This is a genomic window from Umezawaea sp. (genome assembly GCF_036375055.1).
Taxonomy (GTDB): domain Bacteria; phylum Actinomycetota; class Actinomycetes; order Mycobacteriales; family Pseudonocardiaceae; genus Umezawaea.
The window spans coordinates 43,037-64,679 of the sequence record NZ_DASUSQ010000144.1 but is presented as its reverse complement, the minus strand read 5'-3'; the positions used below and the strand labels follow the sequence as shown (position 1 = coordinate 64,679).

The 21,643-nt window shown below is 69.6% G+C and carries 20 protein-coding genes and 1 tRNA gene; 9 read left to right on the top strand and 12 right to left on the bottom strand.

Going from position 1 to position 21,643, the window contains the following annotated elements; translation table 11 throughout:
* Nucleotides 1-187: 187 nt before the first annotated feature.
* Nucleotides 188-721, top strand: a complete 534-nt coding sequence (locus VFZ92_RS35290; RefSeq protein ID WP_330881114.1) for a peptidylprolyl isomerase — start codon at nt 188-190, stop codon at nt 719-721.
* A 114-nt stretch (nt 722-835) separates the two neighbouring features.
* Nucleotides 836-1,618 (top strand): rhomboid family intramembrane serine protease, encoded by a 783-nt coding sequence (locus VFZ92_RS35285; RefSeq protein WP_330881112.1) that lies wholly within the window; start codon nt 836-838, stop codon nt 1,616-1,618.
* Here VFZ92_RS35285 and VFZ92_RS35280 read toward each other — a convergent pair.
* Complete coding sequence (locus VFZ92_RS35280; protein WP_330881110.1) at nt 1,615-2,049, bottom strand: PH domain-containing protein; 435 nt, start codon at nt 2,047-2,049, stop codon at nt 1,615-1,617. The genes VFZ92_RS35285 and VFZ92_RS35280 overlap by 4 nt on opposite strands.
* Before the next feature lie 242 nt (nt 2,050-2,291).
* On the bottom strand, nt 2,292-2,558 hold the full coding sequence (crgA, locus tag VFZ92_RS35275) for a cell division protein CrgA (protein ID WP_330881108.1): 267 nt from the start codon (nt 2,556-2,558) through the stop codon (nt 2,292-2,294).
* Between the two features lie 326 nt (nt 2,559-2,884).
* On the opposite strand from crgA, the gene VFZ92_RS35270 reads away from it, so the two are divergent.
* Complete coding sequence (locus VFZ92_RS35270) at nt 2,885-3,802, top strand: class E sortase (RefSeq protein WP_330881106.1); 918 nt, start codon at nt 2,885-2,887, stop codon at nt 3,800-3,802.
* Complete coding sequence (locus tag VFZ92_RS35265) at nt 3,802-3,960, top strand: hypothetical protein (RefSeq protein ID WP_259627569.1); 159 nt, start codon at nt 3,802-3,804, stop codon at nt 3,958-3,960. Before VFZ92_RS35270 ends, VFZ92_RS35265 begins: the two co-directional genes overlap by 1 nt.
* Before the next feature lie 49 nt (nt 3,961-4,009).
* Here the strand turns inward: VFZ92_RS35265 and VFZ92_RS35260 are convergent, their stop codons facing one another.
* Complete coding sequence (locus VFZ92_RS35260) at nt 4,010-5,353, bottom strand: FAD-dependent oxidoreductase (RefSeq protein WP_330881104.1); 1,344 nt, start codon at nt 5,351-5,353, stop codon at nt 4,010-4,012.
* 65 nt (nt 5,354-5,418) lie between these two features.
* Here VFZ92_RS35260 and VFZ92_RS35255 point away from each other — a divergent pair, with 65 nt between their 5' ends.
* On the top strand, nt 5,419-6,063 hold the full coding sequence (locus VFZ92_RS35255; RefSeq protein WP_330881102.1) for an aminodeoxychorismate/anthranilate synthase component II: 645 nt from the start codon (nt 5,419-5,421) through the stop codon (nt 6,061-6,063).
* Nucleotides 6,064-6,140: 77 nt separating this feature from the next.
* Here the strand turns inward: VFZ92_RS35255 and pknB are convergent, their stop codons facing one another.
* The 7 genes from pknB to VFZ92_RS35220 form a co-directional block, all read right to left on the bottom strand.
* Nucleotides 6,141-8,135 (bottom strand): Stk1 family PASTA domain-containing Ser/Thr kinase, encoded by a 1,995-nt coding sequence (gene pknB / locus VFZ92_RS35250; RefSeq protein WP_330881100.1) that lies wholly within the window; start codon nt 8,133-8,135, stop codon nt 6,141-6,143.
* Between the two features lie 86 nt (nt 8,136-8,221).
* Entirely contained in the window at nt 8,222-9,670 is a 1,449-nt protein-coding gene (locus VFZ92_RS35245) for a protein kinase domain-containing protein (protein WP_330881098.1), read from the bottom strand.
* On the bottom strand, nt 9,670-11,145 hold the full coding sequence (locus VFZ92_RS35240; RefSeq protein ID WP_330881096.1) for a penicillin-binding protein 2: 1,476 nt from the start codon (nt 11,143-11,145) through the stop codon (nt 9,670-9,672). Before VFZ92_RS35240 ends, VFZ92_RS35245 begins: the two co-directional genes overlap by 1 nt.
* Complete coding sequence (locus tag VFZ92_RS35235; RefSeq protein ID WP_330881094.1) at nt 11,142-12,605, bottom strand: FtsW/RodA/SpoVE family cell cycle protein; 1,464 nt, start codon at nt 12,603-12,605, stop codon at nt 11,142-11,144. The genes VFZ92_RS35240 and VFZ92_RS35235 overlap by 4 nt, the downstream gene beginning before the upstream one ends.
* 3 nt (nt 12,606-12,608) lie before the next feature.
* On the bottom strand, nt 12,609-14,024 hold the full coding sequence (locus VFZ92_RS35230) for a PP2C family serine/threonine-protein phosphatase (RefSeq protein ID WP_330881092.1): 1,416 nt from the start codon (nt 14,022-14,024) through the stop codon (nt 12,609-12,611).
* The gene (locus VFZ92_RS35225; RefSeq protein WP_106185021.1) at nt 14,021-14,482 is read right to left on the bottom strand and encodes an FHA domain-containing protein FhaB/FipA; all 462 of its coding nucleotides are present in this window, start codon (nt 14,480-14,482) and stop codon (nt 14,021-14,023) included. The genes VFZ92_RS35230 and VFZ92_RS35225 overlap by 4 nt, the downstream gene beginning before the upstream one ends.
* A 51-nt stretch (nt 14,483-14,533) precedes the next feature.
* Entirely contained in the window at nt 14,534-15,727 is a 1,194-nt protein-coding gene (locus VFZ92_RS35220) for a DUF3662 and FHA domain-containing protein (protein ID WP_330881088.1), read from the bottom strand.
* A gap of 117 nt (nt 15,728-15,844) precedes the next feature.
* Between VFZ92_RS35220 and VFZ92_RS35215 the strand changes: the two genes are divergently transcribed.
* The 3 genes from VFZ92_RS35215 to VFZ92_RS35205 all read left to right on the top strand — a co-directional run bounded on the left by VFZ92_RS35215 (nt 15,845) and on the right by VFZ92_RS35205 (nt 18,065).
* Nucleotides 15,845-15,927: transfer RNA gene (locus VFZ92_RS35215), tRNA-Leu, on the top strand.
* Nucleotides 15,928-16,803: 876 nt separating this feature from the next.
* Nucleotides 16,804-17,421 (top strand): hypothetical protein, encoded by a 618-nt coding sequence (locus VFZ92_RS35210; RefSeq protein ID WP_330881086.1) that lies wholly within the window; start codon nt 16,804-16,806, stop codon nt 17,419-17,421.
* 14 nt (nt 17,422-17,435) lie between these two features.
* Nucleotides 17,436-18,065 (top strand): NAD(P)H-binding protein, encoded by a 630-nt coding sequence (locus tag VFZ92_RS35205; RefSeq protein WP_330881084.1) that lies wholly within the window; start codon nt 17,436-17,438, stop codon nt 18,063-18,065.
* Here VFZ92_RS35205 and VFZ92_RS35200 read toward each other — a convergent pair.
* Nucleotides 18,062-19,366: a D-arabinono-1,4-lactone oxidase gene (locus tag VFZ92_RS35200; RefSeq protein ID WP_330881082.1), complete on the bottom strand. Its 1,305-nt coding sequence runs from the start codon at nt 19,364-19,366 to the stop codon at nt 18,062-18,064. The genes VFZ92_RS35205 and VFZ92_RS35200 overlap by 4 nt on opposite strands.
* Nucleotides 19,367-19,454: 88 nt before the next feature.
* Here VFZ92_RS35200 and VFZ92_RS35195 point away from each other — a divergent pair, with 88 nt between their 5' ends.
* The gene (locus VFZ92_RS35195; protein WP_330881080.1) at nt 19,455-20,642 is read left to right on the top strand and encodes an amino acid deaminase/aldolase; all 1,188 of its coding nucleotides are present in this window, start codon (nt 19,455-19,457) and stop codon (nt 20,640-20,642) included.
* 260 nt (nt 20,643-20,902) lie between these two features.
* On the opposite strand, the gene VFZ92_RS35190 is transcribed toward VFZ92_RS35195, so the two are convergent.
* A complete protein-coding gene (locus tag VFZ92_RS35190; RefSeq protein ID WP_414720100.1) occupies nt 20,903-21,550 on the bottom strand; it encodes a TetR/AcrR family transcriptional regulator in 648 nt (215 codons plus the stop codon).
* Between the last annotated feature and the right edge of the window lie 93 nt (nt 21,551-21,643).

The window sequence follows — 21,643 nt, the reverse complement described above, 5'->3', positions numbered from 1 at the left end:
GCCGGGGGTCGTGCTCACCACGGCGCAGGTTCGCGACAGCCTGGTGAAGGCGGCGACCGTAGGTGCGCTCAAGGCCACCGGCAACGGGTCGCCCAACCGGCTGCTGTTCACCGCTCCCTGACCGCCGCACAGCTCCCGCCGATCCCCGGGATCACCGGGCCCGGGGATCGGTGGGAGAGTGGGCGTCGTGACTGAATCGACTCCCGCACGGCGCGCTGTCCTGCACACGAACCACGGCGACATCACCGTGGACCTGTTCCCGGACCACGCCCCCAAGACCGTGGCCAACTTCGCCGACCTCGCCGAGGGCAGCAAGGAGTGGACCCACCCGGAGACCCGGGCGAAGACGACGGACCCGCTCTACAACGGGACGATCTTCCACCGGGTCATCGACGGCTTCATGATCCAGGGCGGCGACCCGCTCGGGCAGGGCTTCGGCGGCCCCGGCTACCAGTTCGGCGACGAGTTCCACCCCGAGCTCCAGTTCACGAAGCCGTACCTGCTGGCGATGGCAAACGCCGGGCCGAACACCAACGGCTCCCAGTTCTTCATCACCGTGGGCCCGACGACGTGGCTCAACTTCAAGCACACCATCTTCGGCGAGGTGGCCGACACCGAGTCGCAGCAGGTGGTGGACAAGATCGGTGCCGCGCCGACCCTCGCGGGCGACCGTCCCGCGACCGACGTGGTGATCGAGTCCGTGGCCATCGAGCGGTACTGACCCGTTCCGGTGAGCAATTCGGCAGTTCCTCCGCCGCCTGGTGAGCCGATCGGTGCGCAGCCGGAAGTCCCGGTCTGCGTGCGACACCCCGATCGGCAGACCAGGCTGCGCTGCGTGCGGTGCGAGCGACCGGCGTGTCCGGAGTGCCTCCGCGACGCGTCGGTCGGGTACCAGTGCGTCGACTGCATCCGCGAGGCGCAGGGCACGGTCCGCCGTGCCCGCACCTTCGTGGGTGCGGAGGTGGGCACGCGTCCGCTGGTGATGCCGGTCCTGATCGTCGTCAACGTGCTCATGTTCGTGCTCACCGCCGTCCAGGCGGGGAGCGCGGTGAACAACCAGCGGTCCGAGGTGTTCTCGGCCTTCGTGCTCTGGCCCGAGGGCGTCGCCGTGCTCGGCGAGTGGTGGAGGTTGCTCGGAGCGGGCTTCCTGCACTACGGGCCGACGCACATCGTGTTCAACATGCTCGCGCTGTACGTGCTGGGCCGGGACCTCGAACCCGCCTTCGGGCGGGTGCGGTTCCTGGCCCTCTACCTGGTGTCCATGTTCGGCGGCAACGTCGCGGTCTACCTGTTCGGCTCGCCGAACGCGTTGACCGCGGGCGCCTCGACGGCCGTGTACGGCCTGATGGGCGCGATGCTCGTGGCGGTGCTGAAGCTCAAGCTCAACCCCGGCACCGCCCTGGCCGTCATCGGTCTGAACGTGGTCCTCAGCTTCACGCTCCCCGGCATCTCCCTGGTCGGCCACCTCGGTGGCCTGGTCGTCGGCGCGGGACTGGCCGCAGGCCTGATCTACGCGCCGCGGGAACGCCGTGACCTGTGGCAGGGAGCCCTGGTCGCCGCCACGACACTGGTGCTGATCGGCCTGGTGCTCGTGGGCACGGCCCGGCTCGGCCTCTAGGGCCGCAACGCGTGCAGGACCTCGGCGACGTCCCTCGGGTCGGCGCCGAGGTCCAGCCACGTCAGCACGACCAGGTGCTCGTCCTCGCCGCGCTCCCAGTCCAGTTCGAGGCTGTGCGACTCGCGGCCGAGCCTGCGCGTCCGCACCGGTCGGATCTTGACCTCGTGCCACGGGAAGTCGTGCACACCGGTCACCGTCCGCACGTGCAGCCCCGAGTCGTCCACACGCAGCCGGGGGCGCACGACCGCCCCGTAGGTACCCAGCGCGACGCCCAGCACGGCCGCCACGCCCATCAGCAGGCGGGTGGTGTTCTCGTCCGCCAGCAGGGCGGCGACGAGGGCGACGGCGGCCAATCCCCAGGCCAGGGCGACGACGCCGGGTAGCGGGGCCCAACTACGGGTGGTCGGCTCGGCCGACGGCAGTGGTGTCACGCGGTCGAGTGTCCCGCACGGGTGGTACATCTCCGGTCAGGAACCTGTGGACAACTGGAGCCCGCTACCGGGGGCTTGTGCAAAATGGCGCAAAGTTGTCCACAGGGGTTGTCCCCAATGGGGATTACTTCGGGACCGGTGGTCACCTCACCGGGTGATGACACCCCGTGAACGGCCGCGAACGCACGCCAGCCCGGACGGGTCAGGTCCGGGCTGGCGCGGGAACGCGGGAGGAGGTGTGGTCAGCGCCACTTCATGGTCATGAGCAGACCCACGATCATCAGCGCGAAGCCGATGCCGAAGTTCCAGGACCCCAGGTCCATCATCACCGGGATCTTGTCACCGGCGATGTAGTTGACGACCAGCCATGCCAGACCGAGCAGCATCACGCCCAGCATGACGGCGATGTAGAGGGGGTGCGAAGGCCCGGCTGCCTTGACCTTCACCGGCGTGCGGCGATCGGCAGGCGCGGTGTAAACGGCCTTCTTTCGGACCTTGGACTTCGGCATTCTGTCCTCGCCTGGTGTATTGCCTCCAGTGGCGCGAGTTTACGTCCACTGCTGGAGGAACACGTTAACGTAACCGGGCAGGTCCGCGAAGTGCTCTGCGGATCCGCGTCTTTCGCATTCACATCGGCTCGGGAGGTTTCTCGGTGAGCTACGACCCGCCACCGCCGCCACGCGGCCGTCCGGGCCAGCCGCCACACGCGCCCCGCCCCAGGCCCTTCCCGGCCTCTCAGGAGCCCTTTCGTGGCAGGCCCGCCCCTGGTCAGCGCCCTGTGGCACCGCAGGGGCCGCCGCCGCACCCCCGTCGACCACCGCCCCGACCGCGCCCGGTGGAGAGCGCGACGGAGGTCATCCCCAAGATCGCCGTCCACGAGGACGTGCCCCCAGTCGCCGAGCCTGAAACGGTCAAGATCCCCCGCCCGGCACCGCCGGACGGACTAGGGCGCAAGGCCGTGCGCGGCTTCGGCGAACTGATGATCACGGCCGGTCTGGTCATCCTGCTGTTCGTCGTCTACGAGGTCTACGTCACGGACCTCATCTCGGCGGGCAAGCAGGACGAGGCGACCACGGCGCTGGACGACCAGTGGAACGAGTCGAACACCGTCGCGCCGGTCGACCCGCAGCGCCAGGTCCAGTACGACCTGATCGAGGGCAAGGCCTTCGCCAAGATGTACATCCCGGCGTTCGGCCCCGACTACAAGTTCTCGATCGTCGAGGGCACGACCGACAAGCACCTGGAGGTCGGGCCGGGCCACTACGTCGGCACCGCGCTGCCCGGCAACCCCGGCAACTTCGCCGTGGCCGGGCACCGCGTCGGCAAGGGCGCCCCGTTCAACGACCTCGACCTGCTGTCGTCGTGCGACGCGATCGTGGTGGAGACGCAGACCAACTGGGTCGTCTACCGGATGCTGCCGACGTCGGGCGAGGAAGCGGGCTGGGCCGAGGGCAAGGCGAAGAACCCGAAGTGCGCGAAGGTCGCGCCGCTGAAGGACCAGTCGAACCCCGCGGGCAGCCCGTACGCCAAGACCGTCGGCCAGGAGATCGTGACGCCGCAGCAGGGCGAGGTGATCAGCCCGGTGCCGCACTTCACCGGTGAGCTGCCCGCCGCGCAGCAGGCGGCGCTGATGACCCTGACCACGTGCCACCCGCGGTTCTCCGACAAGCAGCGGCTGATCGTGCACGCGGTGCTGACGATGAACTACCCGAAGGCCAACGGCTTCCTGCCGCCGGAACTGAAGGAGCAGTGATGTACGGCTGGATCTGGCGCCACCTGCCGGGGCCCACGCCGGTTCGCGTGGTGGAGGCCCTCGTCCTGGCGCTCGGGATCATCGCGCTGCTGATGTTCGTGGTGTTCCCGTGGGCCGAGCCGCTGCTGCCGTTCAACAACGTCACGACCCCGTCGTAGACGACCGGGCGCCTCCCGCGGTCGCGGGAGGCCCCCGGCCTTCGCGGGCTCAGCCGCGGGACACGGACACCATCGTGTGCCGGTCGACGACCTTCACCCGGTCCCGTCCCCCGGCCGCGCCAAGACCGATCTCGTGCTCGTCGAGCCGCTTCCAGCCGTCGAACGTGGTGTAGCGGATGCCCCGCTGGTCGAGGAACCGCACGACCGCCTCGGGGTCCGGCTGGTCGGCGCCGGACAGCAGCGGCGCGTCCGCGAGCAGGCTGGTCACGGTCTCCAGGGCGTCGCCCTTGGTGTGGCCGATCAGGCCGACCGGGCCGCGCTTGATCCAGCCGGTGACGTAGACGCCCGGCACGGTCTGGTCGTCGATGTCGAGCACGCGGCCCGCCTGGTGCGGCACCGTGCCCGTCGTGTGGTCGAACGGCAGCTCCGCCAGGTGGGTGCTGAGGTAGCCGACCGCGCGGTAGACCGCCTGCACCGGCCAGTCGGTGAACTCGCCGGTGCCCCGCACGCCGCCGTCGCCCGTGAGCTCCATCGTCTCGGTGCGCAGACCGGTGACCTCGCCGTCGCCCAGCACCTCGACGGGTGCCTGGAGGAAGTGCAGGTGCAGCCTGCGGGGGCGGGTGCCCTGGTCGCGGATCGCCCACTCCTGGAGGGTCTTCACGACCATCTCGACCTGCTTGTTCGACCTGATCAGCGCCATGCTGGCGGCGCAGAACTCGATCCCCTCGGGGTGGACGACCACCTCGACGTTGGGGGAGTGGTCCAGCTCGCGCAGCTCCAGCGGCGTGAACTTGGCCTGGGCGGGCCCTCGACGGCCGAAGACGTGGACGTCGGTCACCGGGCTGGACTTGAGGCCCTGGTAGACGTTGTCCGGGATGTCGGTGGTGAGGAGTTCGTCCGCGGTCTTCGCCAGGATGCGGGCGACGTCGATGGCGACGTTGCCGACGCCGAGCACGGCCACGCTGGACGCGGTCAGGGGCCAGGTGCGGGAGACCTCGGGGTGGCCGTCGTACCAGGAGACGAAGTCGGCCGCGCCGAAGCTGCCCTGCTGGTCGATGCCGGGGATGTCGAGGTCGCGGTCCTTCTCGGCGCCGGTGGAGAAGATCACCGCGTCGTAGAACTCGCGCAGGTCGCCCAGCTTCAGGTCGACGCCGTACTCGACGTTGCCGAACAGGCGGACCTGCGGGCGGTCGAGCACCCGGTGCAGGGCGCTGACGATGCCCTTGATCCTGGGGTGGTCGGGGGCGACGCCGTAGCGGATGAGGCCGTAGGGGGCGGGCAGCCGCTCGAACAGGTCGATGCTCACGTCGGTGTCGGACTTGGTCAGGGTGTCGGCGGCGTAGATGCCCGCCGGGCCCGCGCCGACGATCGCAACTCGCAGAGAACGGCTCATGAGTTTAGTTTAGGTGAGCCTTACCTCACTTCTGACGAGAGCATTGTCACGGCTACGCTGTGGGAATGCGCGTGCTCGTGGTCGACAACTACGACAGCTTCGTCTACAACCTGGTCCAGTACCTGGCCCAGCTCGGTGTGGAGTGCGTCGTCCGACGCAACGACGAGGTGGACCTCGCCGAGGTCGGCACCGTCGGCGGAGTCCTCGTCAGCCCTGGTCCCAGCACCCCCGACAAGGCGGGTGCGAGCATGGACGTCATCCGGCACTGCGCCGCCAACGGCGTCCCCGTGCTCGGCGTCTGCCTCGGCCACCAGGCCATCGGCGCGGTGTGGGGCGGCACCGTCGACCTCGCCCCCGAGCTGCTCCACGGGAAGACCAGTGTGGTGCACCACACCGGGAAAGGCGTGCTCAAGGGCGTGCCGAACCCGTTCACGGCCACCCGGTACCACTCGCTGACCGTGCTGCCCGACACGATCCCCGCCGAGTTCGAGGTGACGGCCGAGACCGACACCGGGATCGTCATGGGCATGCGGCACCGCGAGCTGCCGGTCGAGGGCGTCCAGTTCCACCCGGAGTCCGTGCTCACCGACGGCGGCCACCGGATGCTGGCCAACTGGCTCGCCGTGTGCGGCCACGAGGTGCCCGAGTCGACCGTCGCCACCCTGGAGAACGGGATGCGCGCGCTCGCCTCGGCAGCGAGCAAGGCCTAGCGCCCGACGAACCCCGAACGCACGAGAAGGCCCCCGCGGCGAGCGCTGCGGGGGCCTTCTCGTGCGGTAGTCCGAAGCTAGGTGGTGGGCGGTCCGCCGCCCACCTTGAAGTCGGCCACGGTGATGTTGATCCGCTGGTTCTTGGTGATCGCGGCACCCGCCTTCGGGTCCTGCGACTGGATCTTGCCGTTCTTGCTGATGTCCGAGACGGCAGGCTTGTCCGTGATGGTCAGCTCGCCGTTCCAGCCCTGCTGGTTCAGCTTGGACTTGGCCTGGTCCACCGTCAGCCCGGTGATGTCGGGCATCGCGATCTGGTTGCCCTTCGACACCGTCAGCGTGATCGTCGAACCCTTGGCGACCCGGCCGGGGTTCGGGCTCTGGGTCAGCACCTGGCCCTGCTCCTCCGGGCTGTCGGCTTCCTTCGAGTTCACCTTGAACCCGGCGCCTTCGAGGGTGGCCGTCGCGTCCTCGATGCTCTGCCCGGTCACGTCGGCGAGCTGCACGGTGTCCGGTCCCTTGCCGAGCAGGACCGTGATCGGGGCGCCCTTGGCCGCCTTCACCCCGGCCTGGGGGTTCTGCTGGGCGACCTTGCCGACCTTGTTCGGGTCCTCCACCTCGACGGTGTCCTGCCCCTGGACGAAGCCCCAGCCGTCGGCGGTCAACTTCGCCTGCGCGTCCTGCGGGGTCAGGCCCATCACGTCCGGAACGGCGACCTGGTCCGGGCTGGTGCCGTAGGTCAGGGTGATCTCGGTGTACTTCGGCACCGACGTGCCCGCGGCCGGGTCGATCGCGAAGACCTTGTCGATGTCGTCGGCGGTGCAGCGCGGCGTGGCGCCGTTCTCACCGGGCTGGCACGGCACCGGGTCGATCTTGTACTTGAGGTCGACCTCCTCCAGGCTCGCCTTCGCGGCCGTCAGCGTCTTGCCCGTCACACCGGGCACCGGCACCTTCTCCGTGCCCGCGCTGCTGTCGTCGCCGATCAGGCTCGACGTGATCCACGCGGCCAGCGCGATCACGGCGATGCACAGCAGCACGACCAGGGTGACCATGGTCGCCTTCTTGCGCTTCGCCCGGCGCTCGGCGTCCTCCTCGGCCAGCGGGTCGTACTCGTTCTGCTCGTCGCGCAGCGCCGACGGGCGGTGGCGGCCGGACGAGACGACCTCGGTGCGCGGCGTCTGGTTGAGCACCGCGGTGCGGTCCTCGGGCGTCATCACGGCGGGTGCCGACGGGCGCTGGCCGGACAGCACGCGCACCAGGTCCGCGCGCATCTCGGCGGCCGACTGGTAGCGGTTCGCCGGGCCCTTCGCCATCGCCTTGAGCACGATGGCGTCGAGCGCGGGCGTCACGTTCGGGTTCAGCGACGACGGGGGCTTCGGGTCCTCCCGCACGTGCTGGTAGGCCACGGCCACGGGGGAGTCGCCGGTGAACGGCGGCTCGCCGGTGAGCAGCTCGAACAGCACGCAGCCCGACGCGTACACGTCGGAGCGGCCGTCGACCGCCTCGCCGCGCGCCTGCTCGGGCGAGAGGTACTGGGCGGTGCCTATCACCGCGGCGGTCTGCGTCACGGCGGCCTGGCCGTCGTGCACGGCGCGGGCGATGCCGAAGTCCATCACCTTCACCGCGCCGGATCGCGTGATCATGACGTTCGCGGGCTTCACGTCGCGGTGCACGATGCCGTGCCGGTGGCTGAAGTCCAGCGCCGCCGACACGTCGGCCATGACCTCCATGGCGCGCTTGCCCGACAGCGGGCCCTGCGTCTTCACCATGTCGCGCAGCGTCCGGCCGTCGACGTACTCCATGACGATGTACGGCAGCGGCCCGTACTCCGTCTGGGTCTCGCCCGTGTCGTAGACCGCCACGATCGCCGGGTGGTTCAGCGCCGCGGAGTTCTGGGCCTCGCGGCGGAAGCGTTCCTGGAAGGTCTTGTCACGGGCTAGGTCGGCTCGAAGCACCTTGATCGCCACGTCCCGGCCGAGCCGTACGTCGCGGCCCTTGTGGACCTCCGACATACCGCCGTAGCCGAGGGTCTCACCCAGTTCGTAGCGGTTGGAGAGCAGTCGCGGAGTGCTCATCAGTGCGTCGTCCCGCTCCTCGTCAACGGTCTAACCATCGTGTCTAGCAGTTCGGTTTCGTGCTCGCCCAGCCTGGCCCGTTCCGTTCACGTAGGCACACAGGTGACCCTCACCCGTGAGCCGATCGCAACCTCACCCACCGGCGACACGTCGGACACCATGCACCGGTTCTGCTCCCTGGGCTGACCACCCTGGCTCGTCTGCGACTCGGGTTGCAGGCCGTAGCCCGCGAGCTTCTCCGTCGCCTCGTTCACCGGCAGGTCCAGGTAGTCCGACTTCTCGATCCGGACCACCGGTGTGCCGGGGATCTTGTCCGTGGGGCCCAGGTCACCCGCCGCGCTCGGCTGGTTGTCCTGCGCGGGACGAGCGCCGGTGGTGCTCTGCTGACCCGACACGGCATCGTCGCCGTCCTGCAACACCGCACGCAGCACGAAGATCCCCAACACGATCAGCGCCACGACCAGGAGACCGACCATAACCCACAAAACGGCCCTCGCTTTCCCCTGAGGCCGCGGCGGATTCGGCAACGGACGGAAATTACCCGTGTGCGGAGTGTTGTGCGGGACGGGATGTTGACCGGACGGCATACCGGGTTGGACGGGCGGGAACCCCGGCTGCGAGGACGGGTGCGACATCTGGAGCCCTGGGTGCGTCATCACCGGGCCCGTGGCCATGGCCAGGCCGGACGGGGTCGGCAGCGGCCTGCCCGCCCGCACGGCGCCGACCGCCTCGGCGAACTCGCCGCCGTTGCGGTAGCGCTTCCGGGGGTCCTTGACCAGCGTGGCCTCGATCAACGCCCGCGGACCGCCCGGCACGTCCGGCGGCAGCGGCGGCGCGATGTCGCGGATGTGCATCATCGCGACCGTGACCGCGTTCTCCGACCGGAACGGCCGGTGCCCGGTCAGGCACTCGTAGCCGCACACGGCCAGCGCGTACACGTCGCTCGCCGGTTCGGCGTCGTGGCCGAGCGCCTGCTCGGGCGCGATGTAGTGGGCGGTGCCCATCACCATGCCGTTGCGGGTCACGGGCGCCGCGTCGGCCGCCTTCGCGATCCCGAAGTCGGTGATCTTCACCTTGCCGGTGGGGGTCACCAGGATGTTGCCCGGCTTCACGTCGCGGTGCACCAGCCCGCGCTCGTGCGCCGCCTGCAACGCCGTCCCCGCCTGCTGGAGCACGTCCAGCGTGCGGTCGACGGTCAGCCTGCCGCGCGCGATGATCGCGGCCAGCGGCTCGCCCTCGACCAGTTCCATCACCAGGTAGGCCGTGTCCTCCGGCCCGTCCGGCATCGACGCGGTCTCGCCGTAGTCGTGCACCGCGGCGATGCCGGGGTGGTTCAGCGACGCGGTCGTCCGCGCCTCGATGCGGAAGCGCGTGAGGAACTCCGCGTCCCCGCTGAGGTCGGCCTTGAGCACCTTGACCGCGACGTTGCGGTCGAGCCTGGTGTCCTCGGCCTCCCAGACCTCGCCCATGCCGCCGACGGCGATCCGCCTGGTGAGGCGGTACCGCTCGGCGAGGAGCTGGCCGGTGATGAGCATCAGCGGCCAGCCAGGTAGGCGCCGATGACCGCCCTGCCGACGGGGGCGGCGACCTTGCCGCCGGTCGCGCCCAGACCGCGGTTGCCACCGTTCTCGACGATCACCGCGACGGCGATGGTCGGCTTCTCGGCGGGCGCGAACGCGATGTACCAGGCGTGCGGCGCGACCTTGCTCGGGTCGACGCCGTGCTCGGCGGTACCGGTCTTCGACGCGATGTTCACGCCGCTGAGCCTGCCCTCACCGCCGGTGTTCGCCTCCGACTTGAGCATCATGTCGCGCAGGGTGTTGGCGGTGTTCGCGCTGATCGCGTCCTCCACCTCGTCCGGCTCGGTCTCCTCGATGACCTCCAGGTCGGGGGCGATCAGCTTCTGGACCAGGTACGGCTTCATCCGCACACCGCCGTTGGCGATGGTCGCGGCGATGACCGCGTTCTCCATCGGGGTCATCTCGACCACGCGCTGGCCGATGCCGCTCTGGAACAGCGCGGCCTTGTCCGGCACCGGGCCGTACGAGGACGGCGCCACGGCCAGCGGCATCGTCAGGCTCTTGTCGTTCATGCCGAACTTCTCGGCCTGCTTGGTGAGCTTGGCCTCGCCGAGTTCGCCCGCCAGCTCGGCGAACGCGGTGTTGCACGACCGCGCGAGCGCCTCCTCCAGCGACGCGGTCGCGCCGCCGCCGCAGGGCGTCTCGTTGAAGTTCGGCAGCGGCGTGTTCGTGTTCGGCAGCGTGATCGAGCCCGCGGCGGTGAGCTGCGTGTCCTTGGTCCTGCCGTCCTCCAGCGCCGCCGCCGACACGACGACCTTCCAGGTCGAACCGGGCGGGTAGATGGCCTGCACCGCGCGGTTCATCGTCGGCTGGGGGCCGTCCTCGGCGGTGTACTCCTGCCACGCCGCCTCCTGCTCTTCGCCGTCGTGGCTCGCGAGCCGGTTCGGGTCGTAGGAGGGGGTGCTCACCATCCCGAGGATGGCCCCGGTCTGCGGGTTGAGCGCGACCACCGAACCGGTGAACCCGGCGTTGGTCATCGAGTCGAACGCCGCCTGCTGGACCTTCGGGTCGACCGTGAGCTGGATGCTGGCGCCCTTGGGGTCGCGACCGGTGATCACGTCGGACAGCCTGCGCGCGAACAGCCGGTCGTCCGAGCCGTTCAGCAGGTCGTCCTCGACCCGCTCGACGCCGCCGCTGCCGTAGATCAGCGAGTAGTAGCCGGTGACCGGCGCGTACGCCGGACCGTTGGCGTAGACCCGCTGGTAGCGGTACGTGTCGTCGGTGCTCTTGACGTTCGCCAGAGGGGTGCCGTCGCTCGCGATGATCTGACCGCGCTCGCGGGAGTACTCGTTGAGCAGGACGCGCTGACGGTTGTGGTCGTCCTTGCGGTAGTCGTCCGCCTTGATCACCTGCACGTACGTCGCGTTGCCCATGAGCAGCAGGATCATCACCATCATGGCGATGCCGACGCGGCGGAGCGGTGTGTTCATTTCGGACGCTCCACCATGACTGTGTACTGGTCCGCGATGGCGGGCTGCTGCGGCTTCGGCTTCGGCACGACCTTCGGACCGCGCGCCGCGTCCGAGATGCGCAGCAACAGCGCGACGAGGACGTAGTTGGCCAGCAGCGACGAGCCGCCGTAGGACAGGAAGGGTGCGGTGATACCGGTCATCGGGATCAGCTTGGTGACACCGCCGACCACGATGAAGACCTGGAAGCACAGCGCGAAGCTGAGACCGCCGCCGAGGAGCTTGCCGAAGCTGTCGCGCACGGCGATGGCGCTGCGCAGGCCGCGCAGCGAGAACACCATGTAGATCAGCAGCATCGCCGACAGGCCGACGAAGCCGAGCTCCTCGCCGATGGCGGACGTGATGAAGTCCGTGTTCGCCTCGGGGATCAGGTCCGGCCTGCCCGCGCCGAGACCGGCGCCGAAGATCCCGCCGGTGCCGAGCCCGAACAGCGACTGGGCGATCTGGTAGCCGCCGCCGGGCAGGTCGTAGGTCGCCAACGGGTCCAGCCAGTTCGACACGCGCTGCTGCACGTGGTTGAACAGCTTCCACGCCACGATCGCACCGCCGGAGAACAGCACGAGGCCGATCACGACCCACGCCGCGCGCTCGGTGGCCACGTAGAGCAGCACCAGCACGATGCCGAAGAACAGCAGCGAGCTGCCGAGGTCCTTCTGGAGCACCATGATGCTCACGCCGACCGCCCACGCGGCGACCAGCGGACCGAGGTCGCGGGCCCTCGGCAGGTCGAGACCGAGGAACCGCCTGCCCGCGGCGGTGAACAGGTCGCGCTTGGAGACGAGGAAGGCCGCGAAGAAGACCATCAGCAGGATCTTCGCGAACTCACCCGGCTGGATCGAGAACGCCCCGAACGTCAGCCAGATCTTCGCGCCGTTGATCTCCGGCGCGATGAAGCCCGGCAGGATGCCGGGCAGGATCAGCGCGACCAGGCCGACCAGACCGGCGGTGTAGCCGTACTTGGCCAGCGTCCGGTGGTCCTTGACGAACTTCAGCACCAGCGCGAACAGCACCAGCGCGACGGCCGTCCACAGCACCTGCTTGGGGGCCTTCGCCGAGTACAGCTCGCCCTGGAACACCTTGCCCTCGTTCGCGAGGTCGATCCGGTGGATCATCACCAGGCCGAGGCCGTTGAGCAGCGCGACGCACGGCAGGATGATCGGGTCCGCGTACGGGGCCCACTTCCGAACCGCGAGGTGCGCTACCGCGAACAACCCCATGTAGGCCAAGCCGTAGTAGACGATCTGCATCGTCAGGGCCTGCTCCTGGTTCGCCTCCACCAGGATCAGGGCGGCCGTCACCAGGGCCGAGGCGAACCCGAGCATGACGAGTTCGGTACCCCGCCTCGTGGGCGGCCTCAAGCCCGGCGACGTGCTGGTCGCCGCTGCGAGCGGCGCCTCCCCGGTAGGAGCCGGCGAACCCATCGACTACTGGCCCTTCCGTCGGCAGTCCGTGCCCGGCGTCTGCGAGGGCGACTGCAGTGGAGTGGCGTCCGAACTGGTCGCCGCCGGGGTCGGCTCGGTGGTCGTGCTCGTGCCCGACAGCGGTGTGGTCGTGCTCGTGGGCGGTGTGGTCGTCGTCACGGTCGTCGAGGGCTTCGTGGTGTCCGCGCACGGGGGCAGCACCTGCTCCGTGCGGAGCTTGCGGATGCCCTCCCGAGCCTCCTCCAGCCCGTCCTTCGTGATGCCGTTGCGCACGACGTCGCGCGACGACACCCGGAGGTCGTTGATCGTGATCGGCTCGCACGCGGCCTCGGAGCCGGGCGGGCACGACCCCTCGGCGAACGTGTGCAGCGCGACGCCGAGGAAGCTGCCGCTCACACCGCGGAAGATCGACACCTGGCCGTCCTCCGTGGCGCCGATGTAGTACTGGCGCATCACCCACCACCGGGTGCCCAGGCCCGCGGCCGCGACCAGCAGCAGCAGGAAGAACACCAGCAGGACCGCCTTGACCCTGCGTCGCCGCTTGATCTTGGGGTCCGGTGGTGGTGGCGGTGCCTCGGCCCGCTGCGGGATCGGCCGCGGACCGGTGATCGAACTCGCCCGCGAGGCGGGGGAGTCCGGTGGCGGGGGATCGGCGCTGCCGTCACCGGCGGCCCCGCCGATGATCGGCGCGTCGTCGCCGAAGTCGATGTCGGCGACGTCGGCGACGATGACCGTCACGTTGTCCGGCCCACCGCCCTTGAGCGCCAACTCGATCATCCGGTCGGCGCACGCCTGCGGGTCGGGGATGCGGATCGCCTCGTCGAGCGTCTCCAGGCTGACCACACCGGAGAGGCCGTCCGAGCAGAGCAGGTAGCGGTCGCCCGGACGCGCTTCGCGGACCATGAGGCGGGGTTCCACCTCGTGGCCGGTCAGCGCGCGCAGCAGCAGTGACCGCTGCGGGTGCGTCGCCGCTTCCTCCTCGGTGATCCGGCCTTCGTCGATCAACGACTGGACGAACGTGTCGTCGTGCGTGATCTGCGAGAACGCGCCGTTGCGCATCATGTAGGCACGCGAGTCGCCGATGTGGGCCATCCCCAGCCTGCTCCCCGCGAACAGGACGGCTGTGAGCGTCGTGCCCATGCCGTCCAGGTCGGGGTCGCTGGCGACGAGTTCGGAGATGGCGCCGTTGCCCGCGATGACCGCTTCGCGCAACTGGCCGAGCAGGTCGTCGCTCGGCTCGTCGTCGTCCAGCGGGGCCAGGGCGGCGATGACTACCTTGCTCGCGACTTCACCGGCGGCATGGCCACCCATGCCGTCGGCGAGTGCGAGCAGGCGTGGGCCCGCGTACACGGAGTCCTGGTTGTTGTTGCGCACCAGGCCCCGGTCGCTGCGGGCCGCATATCGGAGGACGAGGGTCATGAGCGCAGCTCGATCACCGTTTTGCCGATTCGGATCGGAGAGCCGAGCGGGACCCGGAGGGGTGCCGTGACCTTCGCCCGGTCTAGGTAGGTGCCGTTCGTGGAGCCTAGGTCTTCCACGTACCAGTCAGTGCCGCGCAGCGAGATGCGCGCGTGCCTGGTCGACGCGAAGTCGTCGTCCAGCACGAGCGTCGAATCGTCTGCGCGGCCGATCAGGATCGGCCTGCCGTCAAGGGAGATCCGGGTACCCGTCAGCGCCCCGTGAGTGACCACGAGTTGCCGGGGGGCCTTGTTCCCCTTGGCGGCCTTGTCCGCGTTTCTTCGGAAGCCGGGCACTGAGACCCGCAATCCCGAGGCAGCGTAGAGATCGGAGCGGACCACCCTAAGTGCGGCCAGCACGAACAACCACAGCAGGACGAGGAAACCTGCTCTGGTCAGCTGCATCACCAGCTCTGGCACCGGTTGTAACCGCTCCTGCCTTGAGTGCTGTCACCGACGCCCGTATCGACCTCAGCCTTGCGTGCGGAACACCAGTGAGGAGTGGCCGATGCGGACGACATCGCCTTCCGCGAGCTGCCAAGTTTGCACTGGAGTGCCGTTCACCGTCGTGCCGTTGGTCGAACCGAGATCCGCGAGCATTGCACTCTGCCCATCCCACGTGATCTCCAGGTGCCTCCTGGAGACCCCGGTGTCGGGTAGGCGGAAGTCCGCTTCCTGCCCGCGACCGACCACGTTGCCCCCCTGTTTCAGGGGATACGTGCGGTTCGAGCCGTCGTCCAGGTGCAGCGTGGCGTTCAGCGTGCGGGGCCCGGACTGCACGGCCGGGGGCGCGTAGCCCGCCGCCGGGTCCTGGTAGCCGCCCTGCTGGCCGTAGCCGCCCTGGCCGTAACCCTGGTCGTAGCCCTGCTGGCCGTAACCCTGGTCGTAGCCCTGTGCGGGCTGCTGCCCGTAGCCCTGGTCGTAACCACCGGGGGCGGGCTGCTGCCCGTAGCCCTGGTCGTACCCCTGGGGCTGCTGGCCGTAGCCCTGGTCGTAACCACCGGGCGCGGGCTGCTGCCCGTAACCCTGGTCGTAGCCCTGCGCGGGCTGCTGGCCGTAGCCCTGGTCGTAGCCCTGCTGGCCGTAACCCTGGTCGTAACCCTGCTGCGGCTGCTGGCCGTAGCCCTGGTCGTAGCCGGGCTGCGGCGGTTGTTGGCCGTAACCGCCCTGCCCATAGGGGTCGTGGCCGGGCTGGCCCTGTCCTTGTCCGTAGCCGGGAGGCTGGCTCATGGATCGGTCTCCTGCGGTGCGAGGTGGTGCTGACCGTCGGCTGGCAACTTTCACATCGGGGTCGACGGACGAGCTGGTTCGGAACTGTCCGGTGTGCAGCGCGTCGGAGCGCTCCAGGGAGACTACGACGTCACCATAGGTATCCCACCCAAACTCGGCCAGGTGCTCTCCGAGGGAGTCCCCGAGGAGCTGGGTGATGCGTAGTTCATCCTGCCCGTCACCGGCAAGCCGATCGTGGTCCTGCGGGCCGAGCAGGACCACATAGTGGTTCGGCGCGAGAAGTCTGCCACCCGCGAGCTCGCGGATGTTGCTCTCGGCCTCACGCTGAAGCGCCTGCGCTACTTCCTGCGGGACGACGCTGCCGCCGAACACGCGCGCAAAGGTATTTCCGACCATGCCTTCGAGACGGCGCTCGAAGCGCTGTACGAGGCCCACGGCAACACCCTCCGACTCGGTTGACTCCGACCCCGATCGTATCCGGGCTGACGTGGTGGGACACGGGCCAATTGGTAACCCGTCCAGAGGGCGTGCTAGTGTTCACCACGTCGCTCCGGGCGAGTGGCGGAATGGCAGACGCGCACGGTTCAGGTCCGTGTGTCCGAAAGGACGTGGGGGTTCAACTCCCCCCTCGCCCATCCTTACCCAGAAGGCCCTTGACCGCAGAGTACGCGGTCAAGGGCCTTCTGGCATTCGTCCTCGTGATGGCCTTGCCCGGTCGCCACCAGCGATCTTGGGCCAGGTCCGCGGGGTGATCACCTCCGCGCGGGGGCCTCCCGCGCACCCGTGGTCGGGCCCGACGGTGATTGGTCTGCACTGGTTGGGCCATTCGCGCCGGTGTACCCCCCGGTGGCGGTCCGGAGTTCCTCGATCGTCCCGTCCGCACCCGATTCGGTTCCGGCATGCGTGATCTCAGTCACCCGGTCGAGTGACGGACGACATAGTCGGACGTTCGCGGTCGGCGGAGGACGACGGAAAACCGAAGCCGGTCGCGCTCCCCTAGCCGGTACCGCGTCCCGGAGGTGCACTCGTCCGGCTCGCGACCGCGGGGGTGAACGCCCTGGGCCGAAAAGCCGTCGGCGGCGACCGGGCTGCCCGCGTTCCCGCAGGTTCCGGCGTCGGCGGCACCGGTGACCGGCGCTCCGGGCGAGCCGGTCCCGGTCACCTGACCAGCGCTTCTCACGTCGTCCGGTCGATTTGGCGCGCTGAACGGTCGACAAGCGGTTCGACGGTCGGCCCGCGGACCGTTGACGAGCGGGTTACCGGAGGCGATCCACGCCTACTGTCAGCACGGGTTTCGGCACAACCGCCCACGTCGGCATCACCCGGACGGCAGCATGGTCGGGCCGAACTCCCCAGGAGGGCTATCTACCGGTCACCGACCGCTCGACGCCGCCGATCGCAGGGCCCCGTTCGACCCGCAGGCACGGCCGGTTCCTCCTGGTACCCATTATCCAGAGCACGAGTCGAAACACGGCGGACTTCCCGACCGTGATTCCCGAGGAGGCCCTGGCGTGAGCAGCACACCAGCACGGATCGCGGTTCCCGGTGACACACGGGCGCTGTCGGCCACTGCTGTTCCGGTTCCCGAACTTCCCGGCACCGCCGAGGAACTCGCCGCGTCCGCGGCCATCCGACTGGGGTGGCACGGGGTCGTGCTGCCCGAGATGGTCCTGATGGGTCGCCGCGTGGTCGTCGTGGCCGAGCTGATGGCCGACGCCCACGCCGAGCGGGTGTGCGTGGGAGCGGGCCCCGAGGCGGACCGCACCACGGTGTCCACCTGGGTGTGGCCCGAGATGGAGGGTCGCGTCCCCCCGTCGGCCGTCAAGATCGTCGGCGTCCTGGCCGTGGCCCGCCACTGGCGCACCGCGCTCGCCTCCGCCGTGCCGTTCGCCCGCTACGGCAACGCCGCGGTCGTCCTGCCGACGTCGGTCGCCTTCACCCACGACTACCTGACCAACTGCCTGCCCCGCGTCCGCCGCTACGGCGTCTCGGTGCTGATGGCGGACACCGAGTCGAACGTCACGACCGACGTCGCGGGTCGCAACGAGCACGTGCCGGTCGAGGACACCGCGACCACCCGCTGGGTCAACGAGCTCGTCTACGAGCAGGTGCTGGCGACCGCTTCCTGACCTACGGTCGAGGCATGCGAGTAGTGATTGCCGGCGGCCACGGGAAGATCGCGTTGGAGTTGGAGCGGCTCATCGCCGCCAGAGGGGGTTCGGCCACCGCGCTGGTGCGCAACCCCGACCACTTCTCGGACGTGTGGACGGCCGGTGCGGTACCTGTTCACTGCGATCTGGAAGCAGCCGACGTCGCTGCCGTGACCGAATACCTGACCGGCGCCGACGCCGCGGTGTTCGCCGCAGGCGCGGGACCCGGAAGCGGGCCGGACCGCAAGGGGAGCGTCGACCGCGACGCGGCCGCGCTGTTCGCCGCAGCCGCCGAGCAGGCGGGTGTGCGGCGCTTCGTGCAGATCAGTTCGATGGGCATCGACAAGGCGGACGACCCGTCGGTGTCGCCCGAGTTCGCCGTGTACCTGAAGGCGAAGGGCGCCGCCGAGGAGGACTTGCGGGCGCGGGACCTCGACTGGACGATCCTGCGCCCCGGAGCGCTGACGGACGAGCAGGCCACCGGTCGCGTTGAACTGGCCGAGAAGGTCACCAGGGGTTCGATCCCGCGTGCTGACGTCGCCGCCGTCGTGCTGGCCCTGCTGGACAGGCCTGAGACGGTCGGGAAGACCCTTGAGGTGATCAGCGGCGACGCTCCGGTCTAGGCGCCGAGCACCCGGTCCAGGTACGGGTTCGTGAAGACGCGCTCGGGGTCGACCTCGTCCCGCACGCGGCGGAAGTCGTCGAAGTGCGGGTAGCGCTCACGCAGCGCTCCGGCCCCGAGCGTGTGCATCTTGCCCCAGTGCGGCCTGCCGCCGACCGAGGTCGCGATCCGCTCGAACGCGTCGAAGTACTCGCGGTAGGGCATCCCGAGGAACTGGTGCACGGCGATGTAGGCCGAGTCGCGGCCGGACGCGGTGGACAGCCAGATGTCGTCGCCCTGGGCGGTGCGGACCTCGACCGGCACGATCACGCCGTGGTCGAGCTTCTTCACCGCGGCCCGCAGCCCCCGGACGACCTCGTGCAGCGCTTCCCTCGGCACGGCGTACTCGGACTCGACGAACCGGACTCGCCGCGGTGACACGAAGACGCGGTGCGACCGGTCGCTGTAGACCCGCTCGGACAGCGCCGCCGCGCACAGCTTGGTCAGCGGACGAGCGGTCGGCGGCACCGCGCGGGCGAGCCGTGTGACCAGGCCGAAGACGGTGTTCTCCATGACCTCGTACTCGTAGAACCGGCGCAGCCTGGACAGCGGCCGGGCCTCGTGGTCGTCGGGCACCCGGTTGTTGCGCTTCACCAGGACGCCGTCGCCGTGCGGGAACCAGTGGAACTCGACGTGGTCCTCGACCGCGGTCAGGTCGTCGAACTCCTCCAGGATCCAGTCGAGGTGACCGGTCGTCTCGCGGGCGTGCAGCACGAACGCGGGCACGCACCTCAGGGTGAGGGTGCTGATCACGCCGAGCGCGCCGAGGCCGAGCCGGGCGGCGTTGAACAGGTCGGGGTTCTCGTTCGCCGAGCACGAGGTGACCGAGCCGTCGGCCAGCACGAGTTCGAGCGACTCGACCTGCGTGGACAGCCCGCCGAGCTTCGCACCGGTGCCGTGGGTGCCGGTCGAGATCGCGCCGGAGATCGTCTGCGCGTCGATGTCGCCGAGGTTCGCCATCGCCAGGCCGAGCCGTTCGAGACCGGCGTTCAGCTGCGCGATCGTGGTGCCCGACCGGACTTCGACCAGGCCGGATGCGGCGTCGGCTGAGATGATCCCCGTCCAGGCGTCCAGGTCGAGCGCGACACCGGGCGCCACCGCGATCTCGGAGAACGAATGCCCGCTGCCCCGTGGCCGCACGGACCTCCCGTCCGCTCGCGCGGACGTGATCGCGTGCGCGATGGCGTCGGTGCTGGCCGGGCGCTCGACCCGGTGCGGCGAGGCGGACGCGGTGCCCGCCCAGTTGGTCCACTGGGCCTTCATGCACGCCCCTCCTCGCACTGTGACGAACGATACGAACCGTAGGTGAAAGCTATTCACATTTCAAGGTTCGAGGACGTACCGTAAAGCCATGCAGAGCCGAACCCGCCTCGACACGGCGACGAAGGACTTCGATCCTCCGTTCGCGATCGTCGACCTGGACGCGTTCGACCACAACGCGGCGGACCTGGTCCGCCGAGCGGGTGGCCGGCCGATCAGGGTCGCCAGCAAGTCGGTCCGGGTCCGTGACCTGCTGCAACGCGTCCTGTCGAAGCCCGGCTACGCGGGTGTCATGTGCTACTCCCTCCCCGAGGCGCTCTGGCTGTCCGGCCACGACCTCAGCGAGGACCTGCTGGTCGCGTACCCGACCGTCGACCACGGCGCGCTCCGCGGGTTGGCCAAGGACGAGACCGCGCTCCGCCGCGTCACGCTGATGATCGACTCGCTGGACCACCTGGACCTGATCGACGCCGCGCTGGGCGCCCACCACCCGACGATCCGCATCTGCCTGGAACTGGACGTCTCCTGGCGTCCGCTGCCCGGCCTGCACGTGGGTTCGCGCAGGTCACCCGTCCACACCGCCCGCGACGCGGGCCAACTGGCCCGCCGGATCGCGAGCCGCACGGGCTTCACCCTCGTCGGCGTCATGGCCTACGAGGGCCAGATCGCCGGACTGGGCGACAACCCGCCCGGTCAACCGCTGCGCGGAGCGGTGGTGCACTGGATGCAGAAGCGCTCGGCCGCGGAGCTGATCGAACGCCGCAGCGCGGCCGTGGCGGCGGTCCGCCGGATCGCCGACCTGGAGTTCGTCAACGGCGGCGGCACCGGCAGCCTGGAGGTCACCGGCTCCGACCCGTCGGTGACCGAGCTGGCGGCGGGCTCGGGTCTGGTGGGCCCGACGCTGTTCGACGCCTACCGGAGGTTCCACCCGAAACCCGCGTTCCTGTACGCGCTGTCGGTGGTCCGCCGCCCGGCCCGCAACACCGCCACCCTCTTCGCGGGCGGCTACATCGCCTCGGGCACGGCCACCCCGGACCGCCAGCCGAGCCCGTACCTGCCGGAAGGCCTGGCGACCCTCCCCCTGGAGGGAGCGGGCGAGGTCCAGACGCCGGTGGTGGGCAAGGCCGCGGACGCGCTGCGCCTGGGTGACAGGGTGTGGATGCGTCACGCGAAAGCGGGTGAACTCGCGGAGCGCTTCACCCACGTGCACCTGCTCGCGGGCAACGACGTCGAACGCACGGTGCCCACCTACCGCGGCGAGGGCCAGAGCTTCGGCTAACACCCTGACCTGCAACAAGTGTTCCAGAACACCACGGTCGAGAACGGAGGGGCCTAGCCCTAGTGGTCGCGGACCCCACGACCCACTAGGGATAGGCGTCAGCTCGCCAGCTGTGGACAACCCCTGTGGACAGCCTGTGGACAACTGCTGTGAACAACCCCTCATCCGGCACGCCGTCCACGCCGGTTCCCACCCTGCGTGACCACGCCCGGACGCCGCACCGGTCGGGTGCTCCGACCGGTGCGGCGTCCGGGTCCCGCCTACTTCGGCAACCGGGTGGACAGGTAGCCGCGGATCAGCGACTTGGCCTCGTCCAGCACCCGCTGCTCCCCGTTCGGGTCGATCCGGAACGCCAGGTCCAACACACCGTCCGCGGCCTGGACGGCGACGGCGATCGGCAGTTGGAGCTCGTCCAGCGGGATGCCGAACTTGGCGGCGATCAGCTCCACCATCCGGTCGGAGATGACGGCGTTGTTGTCCCGCTTGTCGTCCAGCAGCCGCATGTCCACGGCGTCGCCGAAGCGCACCTTGCTGAACGCCGGAACGTCGCGGTGCATCCCGACGTAGGCGTCGAAGATCGTGTCCACGGCGTCCCACCAGTGTTCGAGCGGTGTCTTCGCGAACCGGGCGGTGATGGTGTCCATGAACTTGTCGAGGTTGCGCATGGTGAGTGCTTGCACCACCGCGCGCTTGTCCGGGAAGAACTGGTAGAGAGAGCCGACGGCAACTCCCGCGCGCTCGGCGATGAGTGTTGTCGTCACCCCGTCGTAGCCGACTTCCTCGATCAGCGAGGCGCACGCTTCGAGCATCCGCTCTACGCGTTTGGCGCTCCGTTGCTGCACCGGTTGGCGGCGCAGCGGGGTGGAACTGGTCACGGCGACTCCATGCGACGACGTTGGGACTCCCATAGTGCCTGCTCGACGGGTTTCGCACTTCCCCGTGAACAGCAACACGCCTATTATCCGAATCACTTTCACGTTTTGACCAGGAAAAACCACCCG

Coding starts and splice junctions, on each gene's coding strand:
- crgA (WP_330881108.1), bottom strand. CDS start 2,558: ATGCCGAAGTCCAAGGTCCGAAAGAAGGCCGTTTACACCGCGCCTGCC.
- VFZ92_RS35265 (WP_259627569.1), top strand. CDS start 3,802: ATGTACGGCTGGATCTGGCGCCACCTGCCGGGGCCCACGCCGGTTCGC.
- VFZ92_RS35260 (WP_330881104.1), bottom strand. CDS start 5,353: ATGAGCCGTTCTCTGCGAGTTGCGATCGTCGGCGCGGGCCCGGCGGGC.
- VFZ92_RS35255 (WP_330881102.1), top strand. CDS start 5,419: ATGCGCGTGCTCGTGGTCGACAACTACGACAGCTTCGTCTACAACCTG.
- pknB (WP_330881100.1), bottom strand. CDS start 8,135: ATGAGCACTCCGCGACTGCTCTCCAACCGCTACGAACTGGGTGAGACC.
- VFZ92_RS35245 (WP_330881098.1), bottom strand. CDS start 9,670: ATGCTCATCACCGGCCAGCTCCTCGCCGAGCGGTACCGCCTCACCAGG.
- VFZ92_RS35240 (WP_330881096.1), bottom strand. CDS start 11,145: ATGAACACACCGCTCCGCCGCGTCGGCATCGCCATGATGGTGATGATC.
- VFZ92_RS35235 (WP_330881094.1), bottom strand. CDS start 12,605: ATGGGTTCGCCGGCTCCTACCGGGGAGGCGCCGCTCGCAGCGGCGACC.
- VFZ92_RS35230 (WP_330881092.1), bottom strand. CDS start 14,024: ATGACCCTCGTCCTCCGATATGCGGCCCGCAGCGACCGGGGCCTGGTG.
- VFZ92_RS35205 (WP_330881084.1), top strand. CDS start 17,436: ATGCGAGTAGTGATTGCCGGCGGCCACGGGAAGATCGCGTTGGAGTTG.
- VFZ92_RS35200 (WP_330881082.1), bottom strand. CDS start 19,366: ATGAAGGCCCAGTGGACCAACTGGGCGGGCACCGCGTCCGCCTCGCCG.
- VFZ92_RS35195 (WP_330881080.1), top strand. CDS start 19,455: ATGCAGAGCCGAACCCGCCTCGACACGGCGACGAAGGACTTCGATCCT.
- VFZ92_RS35190 (WP_414720100.1), bottom strand. CDS start 21,550: ATGGGAGTCCCAACGTCGTCGCATGGAGTCGCCGTGACCAGTTCCACC.